Below are 13,707 nucleotides of genomic sequence, written 5' to 3'. Positions count from 1 at the left end.
TCGTATGCTCTATCAGTGAGTTAATGCGTCTCTCTTGGCTGAGTGATTTATACCGATGCTCAGGCTTTACTGTGCGGCGCTGTCCGGTTTGCGCGCTGAATCGCAGCATCCTCTGCTGTTCTGGCGGCTTTTCTTCTTACTCTTTGCACTGTATCACAGAGCAAAAATTCCGCAGTGGCGATGTTTGACTTTCTTTTGTGCATAAAGTAAGTATGAATTATGTGCGTTGTCGCTGCTGAATCAACCTGCCGGGAATCGCAGGTGTCGAGATGAAGGGATGCCAGTCATCTGTTGGAGAAACCGAGCATGATGTGTGATTCAACCAATCGTCCTTCCCGTTTGCAAAGCTCACTGCGCACGGTGTCGCGTCTGGTCTCCGCCGGGATTCTGCTCGGTGCGACCATGGCAGCCGCGCAGGCCGTTACCCTGAATGAGTGGGACATTTACAACTATCCGCAGCAGACCGAAGCGGTGGATGAAGCGGTAAAAGCGTTCCAGCAAAAGAATCCGGGCATTGTGATTCAGCGTTCGGTGCACTCCTTCGAAGACACGCGCATTCCGCTTAAGCTGGCGCTAACCGCCGGTGACGGCCCGCAAATCGCCCAGGTGAATCAGGGCGGCGGCGATATGGGCTCGCTGGTGAAAGACAAGCTGCTGTGGCCGCTGGATGATTACGCCAAAACTTACGGCTGGGCCACGCGCTTCCCGGATTCAATCCTGAAACGTAACCGCTGGTCAGATAAACAAGATTTCGGCAGCGGCAAACTCTACGGCGTGGCGAGCCTTGGCGAGATGGTGGGTTTGTACTACAACAAAGCGCTGCTGGATAAAGCCGGTGTTGCGGTGCCTAAAACCTTGCCGGAACTCGAACAGGCGATGGAGAAACTCAAAGCCGCCGGTACACCGCCGATGATGCTCGGCCTGCTCGACGGCAACATGGGCCAGCAGCTGCTCAGCACCTTGTGGGAAGCGCAGATTGAGAGCAGCGACCGGAAAAAACTCGACGATCTGATTTACGACGTGGGCGGCACGTTCAAAGACGACAAGCTGGTGAAAGCCGCCAATATGATGAAGGGCTGGAACGACAAAGGCTATCTGTTCCCCGGCTTCCAGGGCATTGGGCACGACGATGCGGCGACCCTGTTCCAGAATGGTCAGGCAGCGTTCCTGGTGAGCGGAACCTGGTATCTCGGCCAGTTTAAAGACAACAAAGATCTGCACTTCGCTGCGATGCCAGCGGGCGAGGGCGTGCAGCATCCACTGATGGTGGGCGGCACCGATCTGGCGTTCTCCATCACCAGCACCGCCAAAGACAAAGCGCAGCAGGATGCCGCAGCGAAGTTCATCGATTACATCGTCTCAGATGAGATGGCGAACCGCTGGCTGAAAGTGGGCTTCCTGCCGGCCGGCACCAGCAAAAATGCGCAGATTCCGGCGGATAACCCGCTGCTGGCAGAAGCGTATCAGGTGTGGGTGACGCTAAATGACAACGATGGTCTCGGCCATTATCTCGACTGGGCCACGCCAACCATGAACGCCGAGCTGAATCAGAATGTGCAGCTGCTGCTGGCGGGACGTCAAACCGCCGACCAGATGGTGATCAACTTCGATAACAACTATCAACGTTACCTGAAAACCCTCAAGCACTGATGACGTACGGCCCGGCGTAAGTGGCCGGGCCGCGAACAGGCCCGCAAGCGAGTACGGTTATGCTGAATAAATCTGCCTGGCGCAATGCGCTCTATCTTCTGCCCGCGGTGCTGGTGTATGCGGTGTTTCTGCTGATGCCGCTGTTGGCCTCGTTAGGGATCAGCTTCACCGAATGGGATGGCACCTCGTGGCCGATTTTCATCGGCATGGGCAACTATCTGCGCATGTTCCAGGATCCGGTGTTCTGGGTGGCGCTCGGCAATAATGCCTTGCTGATGCTGTTCTACACGCTGTTTCCGATTGGCGTTGGACTGCTGCTGTGCAGCTTCCTGTATGAGACGCGCAATAACAAAGAGCGTAGCGTGCTGCGTATTCTCTTCTTCCTGCCGTACATCATGCCGATGGCGGTGCTCGGCGTAGTGTGGCGCTGGCTGTATAACCCGGCGTTTGGCCCTATCGATCAATTCCTGCGCGCCGTGGGTTTACCGCAGCTGGCGAAGTCGTGGCTGGGTGATTTTACCTGGGCGCTACCCGCGGTCGGCTTTGTCGCCACCTGGTACTTCTTCGGTTTCTGCCTGGTGCTGTTTATGGCGGGCTTGCAACGCATGGATCCGTCGCTGCTGGAAGCGGCCGATCTCGATGGTTCATCACGCCGCCAGAAATTTATGCGCATTACGCTGCCGTCGCTGCGTCCGGAACTGCGTATCGCGCTGCTGCTGACGGTGATCGCCAGCTTGAAAGCTTTCGATCTGGTTTACGTGATGACGCAAGGCGGGCCGGGCACGTCCACTATGGTGACCAACATCTTTATGTATAAGCAGGGCTTTGACCTGCACTACTTCGGCTATGCCTCCGCCGTGGCGGTGTTCAGTATGCTGATTGTGTTAATGATCAACGGCTTAATTCATCTATGTCTACGGGAGCGTCACTGATGCGCGGCACGCCAACTGTCTCACGCGCGCTGATCTGGATTGTCGCGTTGATGACCATCCTGCCGTTTTTAATGGCGCTGATGACCTCGTTCAAAACCCAGATGGAGCTATTTCAGGGCGTGTTTACCTTGCCCTCGTCGCTCAATTTTAAAAACTACATCACCGCATGGCAGCAGGGACATTTCAACGTCTACTTCATGAACTCGGTGCTGGTGGTGATTCCGGTGGTGATCTGCAGCATCCTGCTCGGCATTCTGGCGGGATTCGGTTTCGCCTGGCTGAAGATCCCCGGCAAAACGGTGGTTGCCGCGCTGCTGGGTCTTGGAATGGTGCTACCGAGTGAAGCCTTTATTATTCCGCTCTATCACGAGCTGCGCTGGATGGGCCTCACCAACACCTATCTGGCGCTGATTCTGCCGCAAATTGCCTTGTCGCTGCCGTTTACCACGCTGATGATTGCCACCGCGTTGCAGCAGGTGCCGCGCGAGCTGGTGGAAGCGGCGGTGATGGATGGTGCATCACGCCGCAAAATTCTCTGGGGCCTGCTGGTGCCGGCGATTTGGCCAACGCTGTCCACGCTGGCGCTGCTGCTGTTTATCTGGACGTGGAACGAGTTCCTTATCCCGCTGATTCTGGTGAATAAAGATGAGCTGCGCACCTTGCCGATCGGCATGATGTTTTTCCAGAATAAAAACACCATCGATATTCCGGTGCTGATGGCGGGCGCGATGATTGTCATCCTGCCGCTGGTGGCGGTGTTCCTGGTGTTCCAGCGCAAATTTATCAGCGGCGTCACCGAAGGCGCGGTGAAATAACCATCTTGTCCACCAGCAAAAGGTTTTGGTCATGCGGCGCGTGCTGCAATAGCGCATCGCCGCTATTCAGGAGAACCGCATGCACGTTTCATTGGCTGATTTCTACCCCATCGCCGATGGCGAAACGCTGGATACACACTGCTTCCAGCGCGCACTCAATCATCTGGCAACGCGCGGCGGCGGCACCTTATCAGTGCCGCCTGGCCGCTATCATCTCGGCACGCTAACGCTGGGTTCCAACATTAATCTGCATCTCGAAGCGGGCGCCACGTTGCTCGCCAGCTCACGCGTTGAGGATTATCAGCAGCAGCTGGCGCAGAGCCAGGCTGAACTGTCGCAGCATGTGCTGCTGTACGCCGTCGGGCAGCGCAATATCAGCATCAGTGGCAAAGGGGTGATCGACGGTAACGGCGATACGTGGTTTGCTGCGGAAAAGGACGAGCAGGGTTATCGCCTGCCGCGTGCGCAGCGCCCGCGCATCGTGGTGTTTGAGGATTGCGAGCAGGTGACGCTGCAAGATTTCACCATCATCCAGGCGCCGATGTGGACGGTACATCTGGTGAGTTGCCGCCATGTACATGTCGACCATCTCACCATCAATAACAGCATGAGCATGCCGAACACCGATGCGCTGGATATCGACAGCTGTGAAGCGGTGTTTGTCAGCAACAGCTACCTGAGCGCGGCCGATGATGCCATCTGCATCAAAACCAGCCAAAAACCCGCGCATCTGCGACGTGCCGCGCGACAAATCATGATCAGCAACTGCCTGCTGCGCTCATACAGCTGCGCGTTCAAAATCGGCACCGAAACCTTCGATGATGTGGAAGATGTCACCGTCTCCGGCTGCACCCTCTTTGATTCCAACCGCGCGATTGGCTTGCTGTCGCGCGATGGCGGCCAGTTCCGCCGTTTGCTGTTCAGCAATATCACGCTGGCCTGCCGTCACGCGCCGCCGTGCCATTGGGGTAAAGCCGATGCGCTGTTTGTTTCAGTGCGCGCACGCGATCCGGCGATAGCGCCGGGCAGCATTGAGCAACTGCAATTCAGCAACGTCAGCGGTGTGATGGAAGGAGCAATTAACCTGCATGCGGAACAACCGGGACAGATTCGTGATGTGATGCTGGCGAATGTGCAGCTGCGGCAAGTAGTAGCAGCAGGTGCGGATCAAGGGCATTACGATGTGCGGCCGCCGTGTAATCCCGAATCGCCGACCGGCATGGGCCTCGACAATGCGTACAAACTGGATAGCGCATCGGGCTTAGCGTACGGTGTTGCCGCCTATCCGGATGGCTTGCCGGGCGTGTTTGCGCGCGGCGTGGAGAATCTGCAGTTGCATAACGTGGTGATTACGCGCCCGCAGCCGTTACCCCACGACTGGCATGCGGAAACAGTGCAGATTCTTTAGGGCACGCCTGGATGTTACAACGCAGCAGCGATAGCCGCGCCCAGCTCCTCGGTGGACGCGCGGCCGTCGAGGTCGCGCGTCAGGCTGTTGCCCGCCGCCAGCGTAAGCTCGATGACATCCAACACCGCTGCGCCCGCTTCGGCGTAATCGAGGTGCTCCAGCATCATCGCGCCACTCCAAATCTGACCAATCGGGTTGTTCACGCCTTTACCGGCGCTGTCGGGTGCCGATCCAAAGGCGCTGTAATAAATGCGTTGATTTTGATTATTTGTAATCATATTTGATGCTTTGTGAGCAGCATCAAACAAATTAAGCCCTGTTTAGCCTATAAAACGCCTCTAATATGCGTAAATTCATTCTTCTTTGAGCGAAATGAATCATAAGCATAAGTGGGGTGGCGAAGTGCGTAGACACGGTGAATAACAACATCGGCCACCTCATCAACGGGACGCGTGAAGCCCAGCGCGTTCCACGACCCTACGTTATCGATGAGGCTGAAATGAAACAATTCTCTACAGAAGGGATGGTGATTATTGTCGGGATTGTCATTGCGTACATCCTGTTCACCACCTGGCTCACCTGGCGTCTGCGCAGTAAAAACAGCGGCGACTTTATGGCTGGCTCCAATGTGATGCCGGCATTTGTGGTGGGCGTGATGCTGATGTCGGAATACATCGGCGCCAAATCCACCATCGGTACGGCTCAGGCAGCTTTCGAAGATGGCTTTGCCGCTTCATGGTCGGTGATTGGTGCCGCTATCGGTTTCCCGCTGTTTGGTTTTTTGCTGGTAAAGCGCATCTACAATACCGGCAAAATCACCATCTCTGCGGCGATCGCTGAACGTTATGGCAACTCCACCAAAAACATCATCTCGCTAATCATGATCTATGCGCTATTGCTGGTTAACGTCGGTAACTACGTTAGCGGTGCGGCGGCGATCTCAACGGTGCTCAACCTCGATCTCACTACCGCTGCGGTGATCACCGCGATCGTCAGTACGTTCTATTTTATGTTCGGTGGCATGAAAGGCATCGCCTGGGTCACGCTGCTGCACAGCGGACTGAAATATATCGGGATTCTGATCATTCTCGGCGTGGCCCTGCACATGACCGGCGGCGTCAGCCCCATGATCAAAGAGATGCCGCATTTCTACTGGACGTGGGACGGCAACGTTGGCGGCAGCACTATTTTCGCCTGGATGATTGGTACTATCGGCTCGATCTTCTGTACTCAGTTTGTGATTCAGGCGATTGCCTCGACCAAAAGTGCTGAGTCCGCCAAACGTGCAACCTGGGTGGCGTTCTTCTTCTGCATGCCGATTGCCATTGCTATCGCGCTGATTGGCGTGGCGGCGAAATACCTGCATCCCGATATTAAAAGTCTCTATGCGCTGCCGGTGTTCCTGCAGGACATGAGTCCCTGGCTGGCGGGGATTGTCACCACCTCACTCGTGGCGTCGATCTTTGTCAGCGTCAGCACCGTAGCGCTGGCGATTGCCTCGCTGGTGGTAAAAGATTTCTACGTGCCCTATCGCAATCCGACGCCGGAGCGTGAGTTCCGCATGACGCGCTGGCTGTCGCTGCTGATCGGTTTCCTGCCGCTGATTTTCGTGCTGTTCGTGCCGGAAGTGTTGAAGCTCTCCTTCTTCACCCGCGCTATTCGGCTGTCGATTTCAGTGGTGGCAATCATCGCCTTTTACCTGCCGTTCTTTAAAAGCACGCGCGGCGCCAATGCAGGCCTGATTGGTGCGTGCGTCATGACGTCAGTGTGGTATCTGCTCGGCGATCCATTAGGTATCAACAACATGTACGTGGCGTTGATCACGCCGGCGGTCATCATGGTGATTGACCGCCTGATCCCTTCAAGCCAAACCCATGTGAAAAAAGCCCCGAAATCTTCAATGCAAAACAGTGGAGCCTGAAATGAGTGATTTAACCCTTACCGTTGAACGCAGCGGTAACCTCCATCCGCACGCGCAGGATGCGCAACAGCTCACGGCGATGCTGCCGTCGGTCTGCCCGCAGAACCATGCGGCGAATCTGCTGCCGCTACCCAATGGCGACCTGCTGTGTGTGTGGTTTGGCGGCACGCAGGAAGGGATCGCCGATATTTCTGTGTGGTGCTCGCGGCTGAAAAGCGGCAGCACACAGTGGAGCGAGGCGGAAAAACTCTCTGACGATCCCACGCGATCGGAGCAAAATCCGCTGCTGTTCCTCGATCCCGAACAGGTGCTTTGGCTGCTGTGGACGGCGCAGAAATCCGGCAATCAGGACACCGCGATTGTGCGCTATCGTCAGTCACGCGATTTTGGCCGCAGCTGGGGGGCAATCGACACCTTGCTCGATCAGCCCGGCACCTTTATTCGCCAGCCGATTGTGGTGCTGCCAAACGGTAACTGGCTGCTGCCGGTGTTTTATTGCCGAACTCAGCCTGGCGTGAAATGGGTAGGTAACGATGATATCAGCGCGGTGAAAATCTCCAGTGATAAAGGCCAAAGCTGGCGCGATGTGGCGGTGCCAGACAGCCTGGGCTGCGTGCATATGAACATCACGTTGCTGCAGGATGGCAGCTTACTGGCGCTGTATCGCAGCCGCTGGGCCGATTTCATCTATCAAAGTCGTTCGATCGACGGCGGCGAAAGCTGGAGTGCGCCGCTGGCGACTGACTTGCCAAACAACAACTCGTCGATTCAGGTCACGACATTGCACAACGGCCATCTGGCGCTGGTGTTTAATGCCATGAGCGCCAGAGATGCCAGCGAGCGCCGCTTATCGCTGTATGACGAAATTGAAGATGAAGAGGATGACGGCGATGTGGCGGTGGCGGCAGAGCCGCTGGTGCACAGCGGACGCAGCGCGTTTTGGGGCGCACCCCGCGCGCCAATGACGCTGGCGATTTCCGCCGATGGCGGCAAAAGCTGGCCATGGCAGCGTAATCTCGACGAGGGCGACGGCTACTGCATGACCAATAATTCGCAGCAAAAACTCAACCGCGAGTTCTCCTATCCGAGCATCAAACAGAGTGACGATGGCGCGCTGCATGTGGCTTACACCTATTTTCGTCAGGCGATTAAATATGTGCGTGTCGATGAAAGCTGGGTGAAAGGATGAGCAGGCAGCGACACGCGCTGGTAACTGGCGTCAGCTCTGGCATAGGCGCCGCCATCGCCGATCATCTGTTGCAACAAGGTTGGCAGGTGACCGGTTTTAGCCGCACGTCGGTGCAGAACGATCATCCAGCGTTCACCTCGGTCAGCGTGGATCTGTTGGATGCCAATCTACTGAAGCAGGCGCTACTGGCGCTGCCGAAGGTGGATGCGCTGGTGCATGCCGCAGGCATGATGGCGGCTGCGCCGCTCGGTGAGCTGGATGAGGAGCAGAGCGCGCGTTTGTGGTACTTGCACGTGCAGGTGGCGGAGATAATGGCAAATGTCTTGCAGCCGCAGATGGCGCAGGGCGATCGTATCTTGCTGGTTGGTAGCCGCACGTCACGCGGCGCGGCGAATCGCAGCCAGTACGTGAGCACCAAGGCGGCAATGGTGGGCATGGCGCGCAGCTGGGCGGCGGAACTGGCACCCAAAGGCATCACGGTGAATGTGATTGCGCCGGGGGCGACGGAGACGCCCATGCTGCTGCAGCCCGGCCGCGCCAGTTCACCCCCAAAGCTGCCGCCGATGGGGCGCTATATCAAGCCACAGGAAGTGGCGGCGCTGGCAGGGTTTGTGCTGTCGCCTGCCGCCGATGCGATTACCGGGCAGGAGTTGGTGATCTGTGGTGGGGCGTCGTTGTAGTTTTTTCCCTCACCCTAACCCTCTCCCACAGGGAGAGAGAATTGAATAGTGCACCGACTAGCTCCCTCTCCCAGTGGGAGAGGGCTGGGGTGAGGGCAACAAGTCGCACCTAACCGCGCCGCAATCCCGCCACATCCACCTGCCACTGATGCAGCTTGTTATACAGCGCGGTGCGTGAAATCCCCAGCAGCTGGGCAGACTGGCGCAGGTTGCCTTTTTGCTCACGCACCACCTGCATCACATGCTGGCGCTCATTCTCCTGCAGCGAGGTCAATTCGCTGGCGACAGGCGCGTTACGCTGCACCATCTCTTCCGGCAGATCGTGGCGCTCAATCTCCAACCCTTCACACAAATTCACCATGCGCTCGACCAGATTCTCCAGCTCACGCACGTTGCCGGGCCAGTGCCACGCCTGCAAACAGCGCATTGCCTCGGCGGAGAGCTGCGGCGCGATGCGCTTCAGCCGGGTGCAGAGCGCCTGAATAAAGGTATTCACCAGGCCGGGAATATCCTCCTGACGCTCGCGCAGCGGCGGGATCTCCAGCGAAATCACATTCAGGCGATAGTAGAGGTCGCGGCGGAACGCGCCTTTTTCCACCGCATCCAGCAGATTGCAGTGGGTAGCGGCGATGATGCGCACGTTGACCTTGATAGGATGGGCCGCGCCGATTCGCACCACTTCGCCCTCCTGCAGCACGCGCAGCAGGCTGGTTTGCGCTTCGAGCGGCATCTCGCCAATCTCATCAAGGAACAAGGTGCCGCCATCGGCCAGCTCAAATTTGCCCGCCGAGCCGCCGCGTCGCGATCCGGTAAAAGCGCCGTCGACATAGCCAAACAGTTCGCTCTGCACTAAATCACGTGGCAATGCGCCGCAGTTCAGCGCGATAAAGGCTTCCTGCTGGCGCGGGCTGGCGTTGTGAATCGCCTGCGCGAACAGCTCTTTACCGGTGCCGCTTTCGCCGGTTAATAACACCGTACTGTCGCTGCGGCTGCTGGCGCGCGCTTTCTGAATCGCTTGCAGCACGCGCGGCGCGTGCCCGCGAATCATCTCAAAGGTGTAGCTGGCGCCGACGCCCATCACGCGGCGCGTAATGGCGCGGATACGTTTATTCTCGCGCAGCGACAGCACGCGGCCGCCGTCTGGCGCGGGCATCAGCGAAATCAGGCAGGAAAGGGGATGCACGCCATCCGGCATAAATTGCAGCTCGCGGTCATTGCAGAACGGCATGGTGAGCAGCGATCCGCCTTGCGGTTGCAGCAGCACGTCGATCGGTCCGGCGCTGGGATCGAGGCCGCTAAAGATCTGGCGCGCATAGCGATTCAGCGTTTTGATGCGACCGTGACGATCGCAGACGATTACGCCTTCGTTCAGGGTTTCGAGGATCGACTGCTGCTCGGCCAGCAAACGGCGCAGCATCAGCTGCTGACCAACCGCTTCCGCTGCCGCCTGCACCGTGCCGAGCGTATGCGCATTAAAGTTGTCAGGCGTGGCGGTCAGCGTGAGTACGCCCAGCAGCTGGCCGCTGGCATCGCGCACAGGTGCGGCAGCACATTGGCGATGGCGTTTGCGCAGATCCAGCTTCCAGTTTTCGCCGCTCAACACGTACACCAGCCGCTGCTCAATCAGGCAGCGCGCGGTGCAATTGGTGCCGAGCACTTCTTCGCGCAGGATGCTGCCGACCGGCGTCAGATCCGCGCCGCAGAAGTGCAGCGTCACGCCTTGCGCATCGGTCAGATTGATGTGGCCATCCGGGTTATACGCCAGCAGGTTTTCCATGATGCTGCGCGCCGCGAGGATCAACTCGGCATTGTGCTCAAGGATCGCCGCCAGTTCCGCAGCGGGTGGCGAGACATAGGCAAAGGTGGCGGGATCGATCGCGCGCTGCTGCGATCGCCGCCACGACTGCAAAATGCTGTGCCGCATCCAGCCGGGCTGTTCACCGCGTTCGAAGCTGTGCCAGCCCTGCCACAACAACGTATCCCATTCGCCCACCTCCGCGCTGTCCGGCAAGCTGAAGATCGGATCGCTTTCATCTTTAAACGGCAAACGCTCACTGGCACGCATGTGACACTCCTGAACAAGATGGAATGTCCATTTTATTGACATGTGAAGTTGACATGTAAATTTTGTTGCCAAATTGTGAGCAATATCTGTGTCATGCCTCACACAAAGCGGCGAATTGCAGTTGGCATCGCCTTTGCACTACCGATTGCACATCCATACGCTCGAATGAGCATATCCAAAACAATAAGGAATAGGTCATGACATTTCATCTTAAGCCAGTACGCGTCGGCCTGATTGGCGCCGGTCGCATGGGCAGCTTCCACGCGGAAAATCTGGCCTGGCGCGTGCCGGGTGCGATCCTCGCAGCGGTGGCCGATCCGCAACCGGGCGCGGCCGACGCGCTGACTAATAAGCTCGGCGTCGCTAAAGCGTACAGCGATCTGCATGCGCTGCTGCAGGATCCCGAAATTGAGGCGGTGGCGATTGCCGCGCCAGCGCGCACGCACGCCGAATGGGTGATCGCTGCCGCCGAGGCGGGCAAACATGTGTTCTGTGAGAAGCCGATGGCGGTAACGCTGGAAGAGGCGGATCGTGCAATTGCTGCCGCAAAAGCGGCCGGCGTGGTGTTGCAGGTCGGTTTTAACCGCCGCTTTGATTCCGGCTTTGCTGCAGCGATCGCGGCGGTGAAAGCGGGTGAAAATGGCACCACGCAGCTGAGCCGATCGCTGACGCGCGATCCGGGCCTGCACGATCCTTCGCGCATCCCACAGTGGACGATCTTCCTTGAAACCCTGATCCACGATTTCGACACGCTGCTGCACTTCAACCCTGGCGCGAAGCCGGTGGAAGTCTATGCGCTGGCCGATGCGCTGGTGCGTCCGGATTTCAAAGACAAGGGCTTGCTCGACACATCGGTGGTTACCATCCGCTTTGATAACGGCGCGATCGCCACCGCTGAAGCCAACTTCCAGGCGGTATACGGCTACGATGTGCGCGGCGAAGTGTTCGGCAGCAAAGGCATGCTGCAGGCGGGCCACATCAACGTTAACAACTGTGTGCGCTATCACCAGGATGGCATCGCGATTGCAACCTCACGCATGGATTCAGACCTGCTGCGCGAAGCCTATGTGGCGGAGATGGCCGAGTTTGCCCGCTGCATTCGCAGTGGCGAAACGCCGCGCGCTACCGGTGAAGATGCACGCAACGCGCTGGTAATCGCGCTGGCCTGTATCGACTCGGTGCAGCAGCAGCAACCCATCAAACTGGGAGCGCGCTAATGGCCGGTTATCAGCTGTCGGTATGTGCCGAAATGGTGTTTCTCGATCTGCCTTTTGTCGAGCGCGTGAAACGCATTCATGCACTGTGCTTTGGCGTCGAAATCTGGGGCTGGGCCAATAAAGATATCGATGCGCTGGCGGCAACCGGCGCGCGTTTCACCTCAATGACCGGCTACCTCAGCGGCAACCTGACCGATGATGATGAGATTCAGCAACTGCTGCAAAGTGCTGAAGCGTCGCTGGCGGTGGCCGAGCGGCTCAACTGTCCGGCGTTGAACCTGCACGGTACCGGACTGGATGACAAAGGTTTGCCGGTTAGACCGGTTGAGGTGGTGACCGGCGCGATGTGGCTGAAAGCGGCCGACACGCTGCGCAAAGTGGCGCAGCTGGGCGAGCGCGCCGGACGCGTCTTCACGCTGGAGAACCTTAACTTGCCGGTTGATCATCCCGGTACACCGTTCGCGCTGGCGGCCGACACGCTGGCGCTGGTGGAAGCGGTTAACAGCCCGGCGCTGAAGATGAACCTCGACCTGTATCACGCGCAGATTGGCGAAGGCAATTTGATCGAACTGATTCGCCGTTGTGGTTCGGCGATAGGTGAAATTCAGGTAGCCGATGTGCCGGGGCGTCAGCAGCCGGGCACCGGTGAGATTAACTATCGCGCCATCGCCCGTGCGCTACACGATGTTGGCTATCAGGGCACCGTGGCGCTGGAAGGCTGGGCCAGCGGCGAAAGTGGCGCCGCGCTGCAGCAGTTCCGCGATCATTTCACGCTTTGACGGTTCCGCCGCCGGGTATTCGCCTGTTACCCGGCATTAACTTCATGAAATGAATAATAATATCTTAACCCTACAGGACTAACCCATGAACATCAGAAATGTGATGCTGTGCCTCTGCGCGCTGCTGCTCAGCCTGAGCGTGAGCGCTAAAACCTTCACCGTCGGCGTCGCGCTGGCTAACTTCGATCTCAACTTCGTCTCGATTCTGCGCACCCAGATGCAGGCAGAGCTGAAAGCTAACCAGCTCAATAGCCAGTTTGTTGATGCCAAAGGCGATGTCGCGCTGCAAGTGCAGCAGGTGGATGATTTTGTTAATCAGGGTGTCGATGCCATCATCCTCAATCCGGTGGACACTCAAGGCGTATTGCCAATGATTACCGCGGCGAAAAATGCCGGCATTCCGCTGATCTTCGTCAATCGTAAGCCAGAAGTGAAACTGCCAACCGACATGGCGTATGTTGGTTCAGACTCGGCGTTGGGCGGCGAAATGCAGATGGAAGCGCTGGCGAAGAAGATGAATTACAAAGGTAACGTGGCGATTTTGATGGGCGCGCTGTCGAATGAGGAAGCGCGTGAACGCACCCGCGCGGTGGAAGCCGTGATTGCCAAATACAAGGATATGAAGGTGATTGAAAAGCAGAGCGCCAAATGGCAGCGCAACGAAGCGGTGGATGTGGTATCGAGCTGGCTGCTGAATCAGCGCCCGATTGACGCTATCGCGGCGAATAATGATGAAATGGCGATTGGTGCCATCATGGCGCTCAACCAGGCGAAAAATGAGAAGATTTTGGTCGCCGGTATCGACGGCACGCCGGATGGTCAGCAGTTCGTGAAGAACGGCAAAATGACGCTGACCATTTTCCAGGACGCGAAAGGGCAGGCGACCGGCGCGGTGCAGGTGACTAAAGCGCTGCTGGAGAAGCAGAAAGTGCAGGAGTTCAACTGGATTCCGTATCAAACCATCACGCCTGAGAACTATGCGCAGTTCGCGGCGAAATAACATTTTTATTTACCAAAACTCTCCTGCTCGCAGGAGAGTTTTACGCTGGAA

The 13,707-nt window shown here is 57.7% G+C and carries 12 protein-coding genes; 10 read left to right on the top strand and 2 right to left on the bottom strand.

All coding sequences use genetic code 11. The features are described 5' to 3' along the window. The first annotated feature begins 306 nt into the window (after window positions 1-306). From MWH02_RS16980 to MWH02_RS16965, 4 genes are all read left to right on the top strand, one after another. Entirely contained in the window at window positions 307-1,650 is a 1,344-nt protein-coding gene (locus tag MWH02_RS16980; protein WP_101762342.1) for an ABC transporter substrate-binding protein, read from the top strand. Window positions 1,651-1,709: 59 nt separating this feature from the next. After that, window positions 1,710-2,582: a carbohydrate ABC transporter permease gene (locus MWH02_RS16975; protein WP_101762375.1), complete on the top strand. Its 873-nt coding sequence runs from the start codon at window positions 1,710-1,712 to the stop codon at window positions 2,580-2,582. Continuing rightward, window positions 2,582-3,397 carry a carbohydrate ABC transporter permease gene (locus tag MWH02_RS16970; protein WP_101762341.1) on the top strand — a complete coding sequence of 272 codons (816 nt, stop codon included), beginning with the start codon at window positions 2,582-2,584 and terminating at the stop codon, window positions 3,395-3,397. Before MWH02_RS16975 ends, MWH02_RS16970 begins: the two co-directional genes overlap by 1 nt. 79 nt (window positions 3,398-3,476) lie before the next feature. Continuing rightward, window positions 3,477-4,805 carry a glycoside hydrolase family 28 protein gene (locus MWH02_RS16965; RefSeq protein WP_271461099.1) on the top strand — a complete coding sequence of 443 codons (1,329 nt, stop codon included), beginning with the start codon at window positions 3,477-3,479 and terminating at the stop codon, window positions 4,803-4,805. 14 nt (window positions 4,806-4,819) lie between these two features. Here MWH02_RS16965 and MWH02_RS16960 read toward each other — a convergent pair whose 3' ends face one another. Further along, window positions 4,820-5,113, bottom strand: coding sequence for an isocitrate/isopropylmalate family dehydrogenase (locus MWH02_RS16960; protein WP_271461098.1), 294 nt, complete (start codon window positions 5,111-5,113; stop codon window positions 4,820-4,822). Between the two features lie 191 nt (window positions 5,114-5,304). On the opposite strand from MWH02_RS16960, the gene MWH02_RS16955 reads away from it, so the two are divergent. The 3 genes from MWH02_RS16955 to MWH02_RS16945 are packed head-to-tail and all read left to right on the top strand — an operon-like array spanning window position 5,305 to window position 8,595. Then, complete coding sequence (locus MWH02_RS16955) at window positions 5,305-6,726, top strand: sodium:solute symporter family protein (RefSeq protein WP_101762339.1); 1,422 nt, start codon at window positions 5,305-5,307, stop codon at window positions 6,724-6,726. Between the two features lies 1 nt (window position 6,727). Next, entirely contained in the window at window positions 6,728-7,915 is a 1,188-nt protein-coding gene (locus MWH02_RS16950) for a sialidase family protein (protein WP_192412618.1), read from the top strand. Next, a complete protein-coding gene (locus MWH02_RS16945) occupies window positions 7,912-8,595 on the top strand; it encodes an SDR family NAD(P)-dependent oxidoreductase (RefSeq protein WP_192412616.1) in 684 nt (227 codons plus the stop codon). Before MWH02_RS16950 ends, MWH02_RS16945 begins: the two co-directional genes overlap by 4 nt. A gap of 109 nt (window positions 8,596-8,704) precedes the next feature. Here the strand turns inward: MWH02_RS16945 and MWH02_RS16940 are convergent, their stop codons facing one another. Next, entirely contained in the window at window positions 8,705-10,660 is a 1,956-nt protein-coding gene (locus MWH02_RS16940; RefSeq protein WP_271461097.1) for a sigma-54-dependent Fis family transcriptional regulator, read from the bottom strand. A gap of 197 nt (window positions 10,661-10,857) precedes the next feature. Here MWH02_RS16940 and MWH02_RS16935 point away from each other — a divergent pair, with 197 nt between their 5' ends. The 3 genes from MWH02_RS16935 (at window position 10,858) to MWH02_RS16925 (ending at window position 13,656) form a co-directional block, all read left to right on the top strand. Beyond that, window positions 10,858-11,877, top strand: coding sequence for a Gfo/Idh/MocA family oxidoreductase (locus MWH02_RS16935; RefSeq protein ID WP_271461096.1), 1,020 nt, complete (start codon window positions 10,858-10,860; stop codon window positions 11,875-11,877). Next, window positions 11,877-12,656 (top strand): TIM barrel protein, encoded by a 780-nt coding sequence (locus MWH02_RS16930; RefSeq protein WP_271461095.1) that lies wholly within the window; start codon window positions 11,877-11,879, stop codon window positions 12,654-12,656. Before MWH02_RS16935 ends, MWH02_RS16930 begins: the two co-directional genes overlap by 1 nt. Before the next feature lie 85 nt (window positions 12,657-12,741). Beyond that, entirely contained in the window at window positions 12,742-13,656 is a 915-nt protein-coding gene (locus tag MWH02_RS16925) for a substrate-binding domain-containing protein (protein ID WP_101762333.1), read from the top strand. Window positions 13,657-13,707 lie beyond the last annotated feature (51 nt).

The sequence above is a fragment of the Pantoea leporis genome, assembly GCF_028048155.1.
GTDB classification, from domain to species: Bacteria; Pseudomonadota; Gammaproteobacteria; order Enterobacterales; family Enterobacteriaceae; genus Pantoea; species Pantoea leporis.
This window is presented reverse-complemented; position numbering and strand designations above follow the sequence as displayed.

Bases quoted from the DNA above. Each gene is read 5' to 3' on its own strand.
- MWH02_RS16945 (WP_192412616.1), top strand. From the start codon at position 7,912: ATGAGCAGGCAGCGACACGCGCTGGTAACTGGCGTCAGCTCTGGCATA.
- MWH02_RS16980 (WP_101762342.1), top strand. From the start codon at position 307: ATGATGTGTGATTCAACCAATCGTCCTTCCCGTTTGCAAAGCTCACTG.
- MWH02_RS16955 (WP_101762339.1), top strand. From the start codon at position 5,305: ATGAAACAATTCTCTACAGAAGGGATGGTGATTATTGTCGGGATTGTC.
- MWH02_RS16940 (WP_271461097.1), bottom strand. From the start codon at position 10,660: ATGCGTGCCAGTGAGCGTTTGCCGTTTAAAGATGAAAGCGATCCGATC.
- MWH02_RS16930 (WP_271461095.1), top strand. From the start codon at position 11,877: ATGGCCGGTTATCAGCTGTCGGTATGTGCCGAAATGGTGTTTCTCGAT.
- MWH02_RS16965 (WP_271461099.1), top strand. From the start codon at position 3,477: ATGCACGTTTCATTGGCTGATTTCTACCCCATCGCCGATGGCGAAACG.
- MWH02_RS16935 (WP_271461096.1), top strand. From the start codon at position 10,858: ATGACATTTCATCTTAAGCCAGTACGCGTCGGCCTGATTGGCGCCGGT.
- MWH02_RS16975 (WP_101762375.1), top strand. From the start codon at position 1,710: ATGCTGAATAAATCTGCCTGGCGCAATGCGCTCTATCTTCTGCCCGCG.
- MWH02_RS16970 (WP_101762341.1), top strand. From the start codon at position 2,582: ATGCGCGGCACGCCAACTGTCTCACGCGCGCTGATCTGGATTGTCGCG.
- MWH02_RS16925 (WP_101762333.1), top strand. From the start codon at position 12,742: ATGAACATCAGAAATGTGATGCTGTGCCTCTGCGCGCTGCTGCTCAGC.
- MWH02_RS16950 (WP_192412618.1), top strand. From the start codon at position 6,728: ATGAGTGATTTAACCCTTACCGTTGAACGCAGCGGTAACCTCCATCCG.